At 65.0% G+C, this 14630-nt stretch carries 12 protein-coding genes; 3 read left to right on the top strand and 9 right to left on the bottom strand.

All coding sequences use genetic code 11. The features are described from left to right. Positions 1-261 precede the first annotated feature (261 nt). The 9 genes from BCR55_RS28245 to BCR55_RS33635 form a co-directional block, all read right to left on the bottom strand. Positions 262-1278 (bottom strand): hypothetical protein, encoded by a 1017-nt coding sequence (locus BCR55_RS28245; RefSeq protein ID WP_065497034.1) that lies wholly within the window; start codon positions 1276-1278, stop codon positions 262-264. Positions 1279-1380: 102 nt separating this feature from the next. Further along, entirely contained in the window at positions 1381-2208 is an 828-nt protein-coding gene (locus tag BCR55_RS28240) for a hypothetical protein (protein ID WP_035947127.1), read from the bottom strand. Positions 2209-2328: 120 nt separating this feature from the next. Continuing rightward, the gene (locus BCR55_RS28235) at positions 2329-2919 is read right to left on the bottom strand and encodes a tetratricopeptide repeat protein (protein ID WP_006399024.1); all 591 of its coding nucleotides are present in this window, start codon (positions 2917-2919) and stop codon (positions 2329-2331) included. Positions 2920-3273: 354 nt separating this feature from the next. Then, entirely contained in the window at positions 3274-6297 is a 3024-nt protein-coding gene (locus BCR55_RS28230) for an ATP-binding protein (protein WP_065497032.1), read from the bottom strand. Positions 6298-6308: 11 nt separating this feature from the next. Continuing rightward, a complete protein-coding gene (locus BCR55_RS28225) occupies positions 6309-6971 on the bottom strand; it encodes a response regulator transcription factor (RefSeq protein WP_006399022.1) in 663 nt (220 codons plus the stop codon). Between the two features lie 691 nt (positions 6972-7662). Then, complete coding sequence (locus BCR55_RS28220) at positions 7663-8412, bottom strand: isochorismatase family protein (protein WP_053299020.1); 750 nt, start codon at positions 8410-8412, stop codon at positions 7663-7665. A gap of 55 nt (positions 8413-8467) precedes the next feature. Further along, positions 8468-9865 (bottom strand): GntP family permease, encoded by a 1398-nt coding sequence (locus tag BCR55_RS28215; RefSeq protein WP_065497030.1) that lies wholly within the window; start codon positions 9863-9865, stop codon positions 8468-8470. A 60-nt stretch (positions 9866-9925) separates the two neighbouring features. Further along, positions 9926-10816 carry an NAD(P)-dependent oxidoreductase gene (locus BCR55_RS28210; RefSeq protein ID WP_065497028.1) on the bottom strand — a complete coding sequence of 297 codons (891 nt, stop codon included), beginning with the start codon at positions 10814-10816 and terminating at the stop codon, positions 9926-9928. Between the two features lie 51 nt (positions 10817-10867). Beyond that, positions 10868-11593, bottom strand: coding sequence for a carboxymuconolactone decarboxylase family protein (locus BCR55_RS33635; protein WP_244104664.1), 726 nt, complete (start codon positions 11591-11593; stop codon positions 10868-10870). On the opposite strand from BCR55_RS33635, the gene BCR55_RS33285 reads away from it, so the two are divergent. The 3 genes from BCR55_RS33285 to BCR55_RS28190 all read left to right on the top strand — a co-directional run bounded on the left by BCR55_RS33285 (position 11584) and on the right by BCR55_RS28190 (position 14607). Further along, positions 11584-11823 carry a hypothetical protein gene (locus BCR55_RS33285; protein ID WP_139094099.1) on the top strand — a complete coding sequence of 80 codons (240 nt, stop codon included), beginning with the start codon at positions 11584-11586 and terminating at the stop codon, positions 11821-11823. The two genes, BCR55_RS33635 and BCR55_RS33285, sit on opposite strands and share 10 nt — an antisense overlap. A gap of 65 nt (positions 11824-11888) precedes the next feature. Beyond that, positions 11889-13772: an MFS transporter gene (locus BCR55_RS28195; protein WP_175403858.1), complete on the top strand. Its 1884-nt coding sequence runs from the start codon at positions 11889-11891 to the stop codon at positions 13770-13772. Positions 13773-13821: 49 nt separating this feature from the next. Further along, positions 13822-14607, top strand: a complete 786-nt coding sequence (locus tag BCR55_RS28190) for an SDR family oxidoreductase (protein ID WP_065497022.1) — start codon at positions 13822-13824, stop codon at positions 14605-14607. Positions 14608-14630: the final 23 nt, after the last annotated feature.

Here is a 14630-nt window from a genome sequence, read left to right as displayed (position 1 = left end):
ATTCCGGATACCTCCCCTACGGCCGACGCACCTGACAAAACGAGCCGACAACTGTCGGCTCAATCTCTTTGACTTTGCTTACTCGGCCGCTACACGGCGAACATTGACGAGACGCGTATGCGATCTGCCACACCTCGACGCTCTGTTTCTGTTGCCCGCATTCTTCGCCGGTAGGTACAGTCCTCGTCCAATCATCGATACCGAATTCGGACACTCGCATGTCATGCCGCTCCGCTTCGTGACGCCCCGCAGCTTCCCCGCTCAGTTCTGCGTGAGCGGATTGAGCGTCGTACACAGAAATCCCGTGCAGTTGCTTGCGCTGAAATAGAACGACGCCGGCGTGCCGAACGCCAGATCGCCAAGATACGCGTTGCCCTGCGCGCCCATCGTGTTCGACTGATCGATGAACCCGGCGCCGGTCGACTGGACCGCGGTCGACCGATATGCAAACACCGGCGACTGCGTTCGGTCCTTCACGTACACCCACGCGCTATCGCTGCCGAACATCATCGCGCCCTTCGCACGATAGCCTTTCGCCCCTTCTTGGTTCGCCTGCGCAATGAAATCGGCGACGGTCGACGTCGGTGTCAGCGCATCGTAGGTATAGGTCGCGGCGGACGCGTTGTTCTTCATATACAGGTTCGCCTGCTGCGAGCCGATCATCATCGGCCCGACAAACCAGTAGCCTGACTGACCCTGGTCGTTCGCCTGCGCGATAAACGCGGCGGTGCCGGTCGGCGGATTGGCAGCCGCATACGTGTACGTCGCCGACGAGCCGCCGTCCTTCCGATAAAGTTCGCCGTACGTGAGCGGCCCTTCATAGCGGTAGCCGCTCGCGCCTTGCGCATTCGCCTGTGCGACGAACGCGGCGACATCGGCGGGCGGTGATTGCAGCTGATACGTGTACGTCTGCGCGGCGCCGTCGTTCACGAAAATCGAACGCGTCGCGGCATCGGCCGCGTAGTACGCATCGCTCAGATAGCGATACCCTTTCGCGCCCTCGCCGTTCACGAGTGTCAGGAAACTCGCGGCATCCGATGCCGTCGGCAATGCCTCGTAACGCAGCGTCACCGCGCCGCCGCCAGACCCGCCCGTCCCGCCGCTTCCTCCGCCCGTTCCCCCGCTCGTACCGCCGCCGTTGCCCGTACCACCGCCCGTGCCACCACTGTTCCCGCTGCCCGAACCCGAGCCGGCCGGCGCGGCCGCTGAAGGACCGTCATCGCCGCCGCATGCGGCGAGCACGACACAGGTGAGCGCGATCAATGCGAAAGCTTTCATCGAAATTCCCCCGACTGGGCAAGCGCGCACGGCGCCTGCGCGCGCGTACGCGTGTGACGAACGCAACGTAGACCGGCGAACACGCCGCCGGCCGGCGCGACATCAGTTGACCTGCAGCTGACCGCCGCGGCCGAGGCCGCCCTTGACGTCCTGCGCCTTGTAGCTGCGCAGTGCGACGACCATCTTGTTCCATGCGTCGATGAATGCGACGACGGTCGCCTTGCCTTCCGGCGTCGACGAGAAGCCGGCCAGGCCGCCGCCCACACCGCCGCCGAGGCCGCCGAGCGCCGCGCCGTAATTGGTCGCCGTCGAGCTGCCTTCGGCTGCCGCGATCTGCACCGCAGAGCGGACGTCGAACAGCGTCAGCGTCACGACCGACGCCTTCGTCTGCAGATGGCCGGCCACCGCCGCCACCGCACTGTTGCCGATCAGCCCGCCGATCATGCTGCCGATGCCGCCGATCGGCGAATCGCTGATCACGATCTGCGGCTCCATGTAGTAGTCGGCGGCGACGCGCTGCCCCTTCTGCTGTTTCGAGCCGGCGCGGTATTCGCCCGAGTTGCGCTGCAGCTGCGTGATCCGCGACAGGCGCGCGTCGGTCTTCTGATTGCCGAGCGACGTGATGACGAAGCAGTTCGACTGCTGGACGGCGAGTCGCAGCAGCGGATCGATGCTCGTCACCTTGGTCGCGCTGCCGAACGGACCCCACCAGTCGGCATTGCGGCCGTCGTCGACGGCGATCGTGCCGAGCGGCGTCGTGCAGCGCTGCAGTTGCGTATCGGCGCCGGCACTCGTGCCGCCCGCCGCGGCACCGGTCACGCCGGCGTTCTGCCCGCCGGGCGTCACCATGCCGCCGCAGCCGGCGACGGACGCACAAAGCGCTGCCACGAGCGCACCTTCAGTGAGACGTTGGGAAAGGATGGTCTTCATGTCGTTGTCGATCGATAGAGTCGTTGTTCGGCTTATGTGTCCGTGCGAACTTCGATAAGCCCCCCGGCATCGCGCGCGATGGTGGTCTCCCCGCCGCCGCTCCCGTTGCTCCGGTCCCCGTCAATAGCCGTACCAGTACGTCTGTCGCCAGACGCCGTAGTACGGATAGCCCGAGTACCAGTAGCCGTAATAGACGTCACGCCATTGCGTGCGCCATTTCCAGTCTTCCTCGTCGGCCTTCTTCTCGCTGCGCGCCATGTCGAGCAGCTTCTTCGATTCCTTGTCGCCTCGGGCAACCGCGATCGACAGCCACTTTTCCGCTTCGCGCGGATCGGAGCCCATTTCCTCGAGACCGAACAGATAGAAGCCGCCGAGCGCCTTCTGCGCATTGAGATCGCCGCGCTCGGCAGCGTCGCGCATCCATTTGAGCGCCTGATAGCTGTCCTGGCGCACACCGTCGCCGCGGAAATAACGCAGGCCGAGATCGTAGGCGGCCTTCGGTTGGGTTTTCGCAGCCTGCTTCAGCGAGGCGATGCGCGGATCCTCGCGCTCGTCGGGGTCGTCCTTCTTTTGATAGGAAACCTGATCTTTAGGCCGATCGGAACAGCCGGTGTCGTCGCAAATCCGTACCGTGCCGCTCGTCGCGGCCGGATTCTGCACGCACGCGACCAACAGCAACAGCAGCCCCGGTGCAAGTAAACGGCGATACATGAGTTCTTCCTTCGAGTTTTATTTGCGCCGCACTGCTTTGCGCTATCCCACCCCGTGAGCGCACACCCGGCCGCGTGCGACGACGGTCATCCGCCGGCGCCGACACGCACGTTCAGGGCTCTCTCAGGCTCCATCTTCGATCGTTGCGTCATGTCCGCCGCGGCGCCGGTTCGGTCGCGAACGGCTCAGCGGCAGCGCCGCGCCAAACATGACGCGACGGGACAATAGTGACGTGGTGGGCAATATTAACGAAGAAATATGGCATGTCAAGGTCATTTTCTTTTTATAGTTTGCATATCGCGTCACTTTTTAATGACGCCCCATGACCTTATCCGATTCGATGGCAGGCGCGCGCTACTCGCGCAGCGCGTCCTGCGAGCCGCCGTCGCCTTCGACGGCCGCCACCGCCTGCGCGATCTCGTCGCGCAACGCGCCCCACAGCGGCGAAAACGTCTGCAGTCCTTCGTCGCGCACGGCCTGCTCGAGCGCCGTACACAGCTCGCCGAGCACACGCGGTCCCGATGCCGCGAATCCGCCGCCGAGCGAATGCAGTTCACGCGCGACCGTGTCGACGTCCATCGCGGGCAATGCGCGATCGATCGTCGCGAGCGACGCGAGCGTCACGCGCCGCATCGCCGTCTGCAACGCTTCCGGCATTGCGCATTGCGTGTCGTCGGAAACGAGAGCGTCATCGTGCGCTTTCGCACCGGCACGCCGCGGCGCGGCTCTGCCGAGCGCCTGCGACAACGCGCCGAGCAACACCGGCTTGCGCAGCAACGCGCGCACGCCGGCGGCCGCACACCGCTGCTCATCGTCGGCGCCGACGTGCGCGCTCATCGCGATCAATGCAATATCGGCGTCGCGCGCGCGAATCGCGTCGGCTAGCGCCCAGCCGTCCATGTCGGGCAGGCCGAGATCGGTCAGCACGACGTCGAACCGACGTTGCGCGAGCGCGGCAAGCGCGTCCGCACCGTTTTCGACGAGCTGCGCGTCGACGCCCAGTTCGCGACACTGATCGGCAAGCAGCACGCGTGTCGCCGGATGGTCTTCGACGATCAGCATGCGCAACGAAGGATCGCAGGCGATCACGCGGCCTTCGTCGCGCGCATCGGCATCGTCGCGCGGTGCATCCTGCGCGATCGGCAGCGGAACGACGACGCTGAACGTGCTGCCGATGCCCGGTTCGCTGTCCACCGCGAGATCGCCGTCCATCGCGGCAACGAGCCGCCGGCACAGCGCGAGGCCGAGGCCCGTTCCGCCGTAGCGCCGATGAATCGAATCGTCGGCCTGCCGGTACAGTTCGAAGATCGCCGCCTGTGCGGCGTGCGGGATGCCGATGCCGGTGTCCGTCACGCGCACCGCCACTTCGTCGAGCCGGCCTTCGCGCACCGCATCGGCCGTCACGGCCACCCCGCCGGCGTCGGTGAACTTGATTGCGTTGCTCAACAGGTTCGTCACGATCTGCCGGATCCGGACCGGATCGCCGATGCGGTAGCGCGCCAGCGTCGTCGCGACGTCGCACGTCAGGCTCAGCTGCTTGGCGGCGGCAAGCGGCCGGAACGACTCGGTCACGTCGTGGAGCAGCGCGGCGCAGTCGAACGGCACCGCATCGATGCGCAACTGGCCGGCCTCGACGCGCGACAGATCGAGCACGTCGTTCAACACGTGCAGCAGCGACGACGATGCGGAATGCGCGGTCGCGAGCCGTTTGCGCTGCACGTCGGGCAACGTGTCGCGGCTCATCAGTTCGAGATTGCCGATGACCGCATTCAGCGGCGTACGGATCTCGTGACTCATCGTCGCGAGAAACACCGACTTCGCGCGATTCGCCTGATCGGCCGCGCGTCGCGCCGCGTCGAGCGATTGCTCCGTCAGCTTGCGCGCGGTGATGTCGACGACCGTGCCGAGCAATGCGTCGGCACCCCGATATTTGACGCGCGTTACGTTGACGAGCAGATGCGTATCGCCGGTGGGGCCGGCCGCGCCTTCGAGCGCGATTTCGCGCGACAGCGACGCGCCGTGCGAATCGCGGAACGCGCGCCACAGCCGCACGGACAGCGGCTCGCGCGGCGTCGCCCGCTCGTAACGGTCCATCGTCTCGTTGCACAACAACACCGCGCCGTTCGCCGCGTCGATCAGCGCGAGTCCGACCGGTGCGGTGCGGATCAAGGTCCGGCTCAGTTGCTCGCTGTCTTTCAGACGCATCGCGCGCGCGTGCGACGGCACGAGGATGCGCCGGTTCAGCAGCAGCAATCCGCCCACCAGGAGCGCGAGGCCGAGCGCGGCCGCCAGCGCGATCGATGCGAGGCGCGGCCCGAGATCGGCGAGCACGGCGCGCGCCGCGACGATGTCGACGAGTTCCCAGTCGGTGCCGGGAATACGATCGCGCATGAGCCAGTCGTGTCCGAACCGATGCGCGTCGATGCCGCGTGCGGGCTTCGCGAATGCGGCAAGCGACTCGATCGCCCGCGTCGCGTCGATCCCGCTCGCATGCGCCGACTGCAGCAGCACGTGACGCTGCGCATCGACGATCGCGAGCATGCGCCCGGCGCGACCGTCGCCGAGCGCGCGCTGCAGGTTCGATACACGCGTCGCGTAGACGACGAGCGCAACCGGCGCGTTGCGGCTGTCGAACACCCAGCTTGCGACGCGCACCATCGGCTCGGACGTCACAGGATCGGGACGCGGCGGCAGCCAGATCGCGCCATCCCGCACGCGCTCCGGATGCGCGTCGCCGTCGCGTACCTCGTTCATTGCGTCCGGCCACGTCTGCGACAGCGCCTGGACAACATCGAGCGAATCGCGCGGCGACGACTGCGCATCCGTGCGTGTCCTCATCAGCAGCGCGGCGAATCGGCCGTCGCGGCCGACGATGTAGACGTGATCGGGTCCGGCCGTGGTCTGGTGGCGCCATACGCCGTCGCCGAGCAATCGCTCGCTCAGCGCGAGCAGCGCCAGGTGGCGCGATCCTGCATCGTGCGCGATCTGACCGACGTAGGACAGGCGCGGATCGCGCACGTCGCGAAACGATGCGCGCTCGCGCGATGCAAACAGCGCGGCCAGTTCGGCCGACGGCCGCGCCGCGTCGTCCCATGCGCCGTCGCCGACGCTGGCGAAGCGCTTCACGAGCGTCGCGCTCTCCGACATTTCGAGCAGCAGTCGGCTTCTATCGATGAGGAAGCGCGCACGCATGGCCGCCTGGTAATCGCTGACCTCGATCCACGCGACGGCCGCCGCGCTCGCGACGATGAAGACGCCGAGCACCGCGCCGCCCGCGATCAGCAGCGTGCGCTGATAGACACGCATCCATCCCGGATCGAACTCGCGCCGGCGCCGCGCGCGCCGCCGCTGCATCAGCCATCGCGCGATTGCGCGCATGCCGTACGCGGTCAGACCGCGGGCCCGGAATCGTCCGGCTCGCCGGCCATCGGCAAGCCGTCGGCGCGGATCAGCTCGGCGTCGCTCGTGACACCGAGCTTGCGCATCGCGGCGAGTTTCTGCGCGCTGATCGTCTTTTTGCTGCGATGGAGTTTTTCCGCGATTTCGGTCACCTTGTAGCCCTCGCGAAACAGGCGGACGATCTCGGTCTCGCGCTTCGACAACGTCGCGCCCGCGGCGGATTCGGTCCGCTCGAGCAGCGATGCAATCGTCGGCGACAGATAGCGCCCGCCCGAATGGGCCGCGTGAATCGCGGCGATCAGATGCGACATCGGATCCGACTTGCTGACGATGCTGTTCACGCCGAGTTCCTGCAGCGCGCGGAACACGGCCGGCGAATTGAGCATCGTCACGGTCACGTAACGCAGAGTCGGGAAGCGGCGGCTCAGATACGACAGCAGCGTCTGACCGTCGCCGTATTTGCCGCTCGGCATCACGTAGTCGAGCACCAGCACGTCGCACGCGTGTGCGTCGAGCATGTCGACCAGCGACGTCGTATCGCTCGTGACAGCCACGATCTCGATCGTCGGCATCGCGCTCAGCGCCGCTTTCATGCCGTGCACCGACACCGGATGGTCGTCCGCGATAACGACTCGCACCGAAAATTCGTTCATTGAATACTCGCGTCGGCAGGCGGCATCGCGCGATGCATCGCTCAATCTTTCATTTTCCAAACAGGAGCGAATTGTATCTCAAAATAACACGGGGATTTTAAGCCGGTTGGGCGGCCGGCATTTCGGCGATTTAGCGAAGGTTTGCCTTTAATCGACCTGCTTTTGCCGTCATTGACGCCCCGACTGGCGACGGCATCATTCGACACTGCCCGACGAGCACAGGTCGGCATCACGGAACGCGTATTGTCAGGCGTTTCGCCGCTGCGCTATGATACGTGCCGACCCGTCGGTGAAACGTTTGCGTCGCACTGCGTTCGCGACGGGCTCGACAGCGGAACACGGGCTCGTCCCGCGGTTCCGCAAAAAGTTGCGCCGTTCGAACACGAGGCGAGACGGCGCTTGAAGGCATCCGTTCTTGGCACGAGGAAGATGCACTTCAATACATGGAGCGCGGCGCGATGGTGCGAAGCATCCAGAACAGACAATCCGCCCGATGCGGGACTGCGCGGCTTCATTGATGACCGTGCAGCGCGCATACCGCGCGGACGCCATTGCGCTGTCGGCTCCGTTGAACCCGCATCATGCGGGTTTTTCTTTTTCGTCAATCGTCAACGAAAGCGCCCCCTCTGACGCATGCCTTACGGTTACCCAGGTCGTGCCGATCATGACGGCTCGGCGCCGATCGCGATACTCAACGCTTCGCCTGGCTGCCCTCCGGAAGTTCGAACAGCCCGTCCGGCAACGCGTCGAAGAACGTCAGCACCTGCGCAGTCGAAACGACATCGGCGTATTTGGCGTTCATATCGCACAGATTGATCGCATGGCTCGCCTGCGAGCGATCGAAGCAGGCGTCATGCGGGACGGCGACGCGATAGTTGAGGCTGAACGCGTCCACCACCGTCGCACGAACGCAGCCCGATGTCGTCGTCCCGACCACGATCACGCTGTCGCAGCCGAGCAAGGTCAGGTAGCTGGACATATTCGTCCCGAAAAAGCCTGACGGTTTTTGCTTGTGAATCACGACGTCGCGCGGCCCCGGGGCGATGTCGGCCACGATCTCGTTGCCGTCGACACCCGCTGCGGACGTCACGCGGCCGTCTTCGTTCGCGCGCTTGTTTTTCCAACGCCAGCCGCCGTCGTCCCATCCGTCCTCACGCCGGAAGCCGGTCGTATAGATGACCGGTACGCCCCTGTCGTGCGCCTTGTCGATCAATGCCTTCAGATACGGCATGGCGATCCACGCGTCTTCGCCGCACGAGTTGCGCCATCGTTTAATGGACTCGAGGATCGGCAACGGCCGTTCGTCGGTGAACGCGTAGCTGACATCGATGACGAGCAATGCCGGCCGTTTGCCGAAGCCGGCGGGATCGGCATAGCCGGACTGCGCGAATACCGCTTTGTCGCGTTCGGTGAGAAATGCGTCCCACAGAGCTTCCTTCATGGTGAAGTCCTTTTGAAAAATGGATTCGATTCGACTCGTCAAAACGCGCACCCGATCAAACAAGACCCGTGATCGCGTAGATGCCGATCACCAGAAAAACGGCGAACGTCTTCAGCAGCGTGATGGCGAAGATGTCGCGGTAAGCCTGCCGGTGCGTCAGCCCGCACACAACGAGCACCGTGATGACACCGGCGCTGTGCGGCAGCGTATCGAGGCCGCCGCTCGCCATCGATGCCACGCGGTGCAGTATCTCCATCGGAACGTGCGCTGCAGCCGCGGCGCGGGCCATCGCGTCGCCCATCGACCCCAGCGCGATGCTCAGCCCGGCCGATGCCGAGCCAGTGATACCGGCGAGCGCGCTGATCGAGAGCGCCGACTTCACCAATACGCCGCCCGGGAAATCGTCGATCGCGCCGCGCACCAGCAAGAAGCCGGGCAATGCTGCGATCGCGGCGCCGAAGCCGAATTCGGATGCCGCATTCGCCACGGCGAGCAGCGCCGCCGCCACGGCCTGCCGCAGGCCTTCAACCAGGCGCGCCCGAACCGTGCCCGCACTCGCGAGCAACACGAACGCGATCGACGCCAGCAAACCGGCTTCGACGGACCAAATGGCGGTCGCCTTGCCGACATCGACCGACATCGGCGCAGCGACGCCGGGCAAGGTCGCCTGCAGCGTCGCACCGAAGGAAGCCTGTATCGCGAGCATCGCGCCCCAGTTCACGAACGCGACGACGAAAAGCGGCGTGATCGCGACGATGCGGTTGACGGGGCGCACCGGCGCGACGGGCACCACGGGCACGACCTCCTGAACGGTATCGTCGCCGTAGCCCTCATCGCGCAACGCACGGGCGCGCCAGGTCAGATAGGCAACGCCGGCAGCGAGCTCCAACGCGGCACCGACCACGCCGAGCCAAGGCGCAGCCCACGTCGTGGTCCCCAAAAACGACGTCGGAATGATGTTCTGGATTTGCGGCGAACCGGGCAGCGTATCCATCGTGAACGAGAACGCGCCGAGCACCACGCAGGCGGGAATCAAGCGCTTGGGCACACCCGTCTGTCGGAATAGCGCCGACATGAACGGATAGGCGGTAAAAACCACGACGAACAGCGGTACACCGCCGTAGGTCAACACTGCGCACAGCAGCACGGCGGCGAGTACCGCGTGCTGCGAACCGAGTTTCTGTATCACCAGGTCGGCAATGGACGCGGCGAATCCCGACATCTCCATCAACTTCCCGAACAGCGCGCCGCACAGAAACACGGGGAAATACAGTTCGAAAAACATCGCCGCCTTCGGCATGAAGATCGTCGAAAACGCCGGCAGCGTCGCGGACGGTTTCGTGCACAGCACGGCCAACAGCGCGGCGATCGGTGCGAGCACCACCACGCTGAAGCCTCGATACGCAAAGACGATGACGAATGCCAATGCACCGAACAGAATCAGGTAATCCACGTCGCCTCCAGTCTTCCTATGCGCCTCTTCGAGCCGAGACGCGTGTTGTTATCGTGCGATTCACTCGGCATCGTCGATGTGCGCCCAACGTTCCGTCAGCCGCGCCAGATGCGTGAAGTCGGCCGCGAAGCCGAACGTCGCGCCCGTCATCGTCAGCATCTGCTTGACCAATTGGCCGATCGGCATCGGCACGGCCAACGCATCCGCTTCGGCGAGGCACAAGTCGACGTCCTTCAAGGACTGCCCGACCGGAAAACCGAAATCGAACGTGCGCGTCAACACGGCACGCGGATACTTATCCTCGGTTGCGCTGTTGCGGCCGCTGCTGCGATTGATCACGTCCAGCATCAAGCGCGGGTCGAGTCCGGCCTTGCGGCCGAGCGCGAACGCCTCCGCAGTCACGGCAAGCGAGCACACCGACATGAGGTTGTTGACGACCTTCAGCAATTGGCCGAGGCCCGGTGCGTCGCCGCACCGGACGGGAACCCCGAGATGCGCAAGCAACGGTTCGACCTCTCGATACGGAGCGTCGGCGCCGGCGGCCATCACCGTCAACGTGCCGTCCGCTGCACCACGCCGGCCCCCGCTCACGGGCGCGTCGACCAGCGCGATGTCATGTGCCGACAGCGCCCGTGCGACGGCCGCGGAGACGCGCGGACCCGTCGTCGAGAGGTCGACGACGATGCGAACCGCATCGCCCGCAATCAAGCCGTCAGCCCCTAACGCCACGTCGCGGACCGCCGCGGGATCGGGCAGGCAGATGAACACCGTCGCTGCCTCGCATGCCACCTCGGCCGGCGTAGCCCGCGACGTCACGCCCAACGGCAGCAGCGCTTGCGCGCGCGCCGGATCGCGATCGCAGACGATCAGCCGATGTCCCGCCTCGGCCAAGCGCGTCGCCATCGGCATTCCCATGATGCCCAAACCGACGAAACCGATCGTCCCGTTCATGCTCGACGCTCTCCCTCGTATGCCCGACGCGTTGCGGGCCCGGTCGAATTCCTACGCATCGCGGGCAAGTGCGGCGATTTCGTCGGCCAGCACCTCGTTCGCAATCTTGAACGCGCCGACAGCGGCCGGCGCGCCACAGTAGCCCGCAGCCTGCATCAGCACCTCGCGTATCTCGATCACCGAACAGCCGTTGCGGATCGCGCCGCGAAAGTGCAAACGCAACTCGTCCGCGCGATCGAGCACGATCAGGAACGCCAGCGTGACGAGACTGCGTGTCGAGCGCGGCAGGGCATCGCTCGCCCAGCAGCCGCCCCATACGTGCTCGGTCAGCCACTGCTGCATGGGCCGATTGAATGGATCGTCGCGCCGCAGCGCGTTGTCGACGTAGGTATCGCCAAGCACGGCACGCCGGGTCGGCGTGCCGTCCGAGTGAATCGGGCGGTCTTCCATGATGGGTCGTCTCCTGAGTCGATCGTTGCCGCGCGTCGATCTATGGGTGAAGCGGCTTTTCTGTCGTTCAACGTGGTGGCTGGCTCGGCGCCGCGCTTCGGCTTCGCTATGCGCAAAATTCTTAGACGATTCATCGCAGCCGTCTTTCCAACACATCGGTGACCGAAGGTCGATGCACGTGTCGTGCCATGCGGCAACGCACCACGTCCGGAGCGGCGTGTCGCGGGCATCGGCACGCGCTCGCGCGAGCAACGTGGCGGCTCGATTGTCAGGAAACGTATTTTCGAACGACAGTTTCGCGCCGCGCGATGTTTCCGGTGAAGACACCCTTCGCCCCAACACACATCGCTCCGCACGCCGATGTCAGCACCGCCGCCGCAATCGCCGTCCGGGCTCTTGCGGAGCCGGACAGCGAGGCTCGAATCGAACCGAAGGCGACCGACGATGCCATCGCACGATTCGACGGTAACCGGATGTGCGCTGTCGCCGGCCTGAACGCGTCGCGATGGCAACGCACGGGCGTGTGCGCGCAAGCGGCATGGGCGATGTCATCCTGATGGACAAAGCGCGCCACATCACCCGCGCGCCGTGATGGCCGCGCAGAATGTCAGGCCGCAGCCACATGGATGGCGCGACGTTGTCTATCGCGCAAACATCGTGTCGATTCCATGTTTTTGTCGACGACACAACGACATGCCGCTTTGCCCCGTCGTCCGCTCCCGGAGGCCTCAGAACCCACTGGCACACATGTTGCAAAACACACGGCATCGCCCACGGCGAGCCGCGTTACATGCCCAACTACAAATCGGAGACTCTCGTCATGCGTCAATCGGTCAGCGCCGACTCGTGCGCACCCCCTTCCTCCCCGCCGGTCGCCGTGCCGTTGTCGCAAGCCATATGGGCAGCGTCGATCGGCACGGCATTCGAGTGGTACGACTTCGCGTTGTACGGGTCGCTCGCGGCCGTGCTGGCCGGCAAATTCTTTTCGGGCGTCGACTCGAAAACCGCGTTTCTGTTCGCCCTGCTGACATTCGGCGTCGGCTTTACGATCCGCCAGCTGGGCGCGCTGATCTTCGGGCGCATCGGCGATCGGATCGGCCGCAAGCGAACCTTCGTCGTGACGATCTGCATGATGGGCGGCGCCACGATCGGCGTAGGGCTGCTGCCGACGTACGAAAGCGCGGGCCTGTGGGCGCCGTTCACGCTCATCGCGTTACGGATGCTGCAGGGATTGGCTGCCGGCGGCGAATACACGGGCGCCCTGACGTATGTGGCCGAGCATTCGCCGAATCGCCGCCGCGGCTTCAACGTGTCGTGGACGACCGCCGCCGCGACCGTCGGTTTGCTGCTCTCCTTCGGCGCGATTCTGCTGGCCCGCGAAATCTCGGGTGCCGGCTTCGACACCTGGGGCTGGCGCATGCCGTTCGTCGGCTCGATCGTCATGCTCGCGATCTCGCTGCTGTTGCGGTTGCGCATGGAGGAATCGCCGGTGTTCAAGGCGTTGCTCGCCAACAAACGCATCTCGCGCGCGCCGCTCAAGGAAACCTTCCTCGATCCTGCCAACGTCGGCCGGTTGCTGATCGCTTTCCTGCTGTGCGCGGGCGAAACGGGCATGTACTACGTGGCCGCGCTCTATCCGACCTTCTTTCTGACGCAGACGCTCAAGGTCGGTCCCGCTACCGTGACGACGCTGGTATTGCTCGCGACGATCGCGTGCCTTCCCGTCTTCCCGCTCGCCGGATGGCTGTGCGATCGGCTCGGACGCAAACCCGTATTCACGATCGGTTTCGTCGCGACCGCCGCGTTGATCTTCCCGATCTTTCACGGGCTTGCTCACTTCGCGAATCCCGAGTTGTCGACGGCGCAGGCCAAGGCGCCCATCACCGTCACGACCGATACGTCCACCTGTTCATGGATGTTCGATCCGCTCGGCACGCGACGCTTCGTGAGTGCGTGCGACAACGCGAAGCGGGCATTGGCCGCGGCCGGCGTCAGCTATTCGATCGTGGACCAGAGCAGCGCGCGCGTGGATGCGACGACGACGATTCGTGTGGGTCGCAGAAGCCTGAGCAGCATTGACACCAGTCGACTCGATCCGGCCGCCGCCAAGCAACGATCGGCGCAACTCGCAAGCGCGGTGCGCGATTTGCTCGTCGAGCACGGGTATCCGCAGCAGGCCGGCTCGGCGCGCATCAACGCGCCGATGGTCTGGCTTCTGATGGTGATTTTCCTGTCGGCCGCGATTGTGGCGGTGATGCCCGTCGGCCCCGCACTGGTCGAGATGTTTCCGACGCGGATTCGATACACGTCCATGTCGGTCCCCTACAACCTCGCGGCCGGCTGGGTCGGCGGGCTCTTGCCGACGTTCGTGTTCGCCATCTCGACGCAGACCGGCAATATCTTCTCCGGCCTTTGGTATCCGCTAGGCTGGACCTTGATCGCACTCGTCGTCTTGATCCTGTTTTTCAGGGAAACACGCGATGTCGATATCAGCGCCGCCGATTGACGGGCATCGCATCTCAAACATCGATTCAAAAAGTCGTGGAGAAAATCCGATGAAGGTAGGACTGGAGGGGAAAACGGCGATCGTGACCGGCGCGAGCCGCGGGTTGGGCAAGGCCATCGCCGAGGAATTCGCGCGCGCCGGCGCGGCCGTGATGGTGATCGCTCGCGAATCCGCCGATTTGCAGCACACGCTCGATGCGGTCAACCGCTCAAGCGATGCCGATCACCGCCTGCTGGGCATCGACCTGACGGCCCAGGATGCCGCAGCGATGGCCGTGCGCTTCGCCGCTAGCGAATGGGGTCGGCTCGATATCTTGGTCAATTGCGCGGGGACGACGAAACGCGGCGATTTTCATGCGCTTACCGATGCCGACTGGCACGACGGCTTCGCGCTGAAGTTTCACGCGACGGTGCGACTCTGCCGTGCCGCATGGCCGATGCTGGTCGAACGCAAGGGCGTCGTACTCAATACGATCGGCGTGAGTTCCCGCACGCCCAGTGCAGATTTCACGATCGGCGGATCGGTCAATTCGGCGTTGCTCAATTTCACGAAGGCGCTCGCCGATCTCGGGCGCACCGACGGCGTGCGCGTCAATGCGATCAACCCCGGCTATATCCGCACCGATCGACTGTCGCATCGCATTCAAGCCTTGGTGCGTGAACGCGGGATCAGCGAGGAGACGGCCCAAGCGCAGCTGCTGCACGAATACGGCCTGCAGCGTTTCGGGGAACCGCGCGACGTCGCGCATTTGGCAACGTTTCTGGCATCCGATTGCGGATCCTATATTCACGGCAGCACGATCGATATCGACGGCGGCGCCAGCAAGGGTATCTAGCTGCGCGTGTCTTGATCCTCGCC

It is taken from the genome of Burkholderia sp. CCA53 (assembly GCF_001685525.1).
In the GTDB taxonomy this organism is placed as follows: Bacteria; Pseudomonadota; Gammaproteobacteria; order Burkholderiales; family Burkholderiaceae; genus Burkholderia; species Burkholderia multivorans.
Note: the sequence above shows the minus strand (reverse complement) of the source record. Positions and strands in the feature narration are given on the sequence as shown.

Bases quoted from the DNA above. Each gene is read 5' to 3' on its own strand.
- BCR55_RS28245 (WP_065497034.1), bottom strand. From the start codon at position 1,278: ATGAAAGCTTTCGCATTGATCGCGCTCACCTGTGTCGTGCTCGCCGCA.
- BCR55_RS28240 (WP_035947127.1), bottom strand. From the start codon at position 2,208: ATGAAGACCATCCTTTCCCAACGTCTCACTGAAGGTGCGCTCGTGGCA.
- BCR55_RS28235 (WP_006399024.1), bottom strand. From the start codon at position 2,919: ATGTATCGCCGTTTACTTGCACCGGGGCTGCTGTTGCTGTTGGTCGCG.
- BCR55_RS28230 (WP_065497032.1), bottom strand. From the start codon at position 6,297: ATGCGCGCAATCGCGCGATGGCTGATGCAGCGGCGGCGCGCGCGGCGC.
- BCR55_RS28225 (WP_006399022.1), bottom strand. From the start codon at position 6,971: ATGAACGAATTTTCGGTGCGAGTCGTTATCGCGGACGACCATCCGGTG.
- BCR55_RS28220 (WP_053299020.1), bottom strand. From the start codon at position 8,412: ATGAAGGAAGCTCTGTGGGACGCATTTCTCACCGAACGCGACAAAGCG.
- BCR55_RS28210 (WP_065497028.1), bottom strand. From the start codon at position 10,816: ATGAACGGGACGATCGGTTTCGTCGGTTTGGGCATCATGGGAATGCCG.
- BCR55_RS28195 (WP_175403858.1), top strand. From the start codon at position 11,889: ATGGATGGCGCGACGTTGTCTATCGCGCAAACATCGTGTCGATTCCAT.
- BCR55_RS28190 (WP_065497022.1), top strand. From the start codon at position 13,822: ATGAAGGTAGGACTGGAGGGGAAAACGGCGATCGTGACCGGCGCGAGC.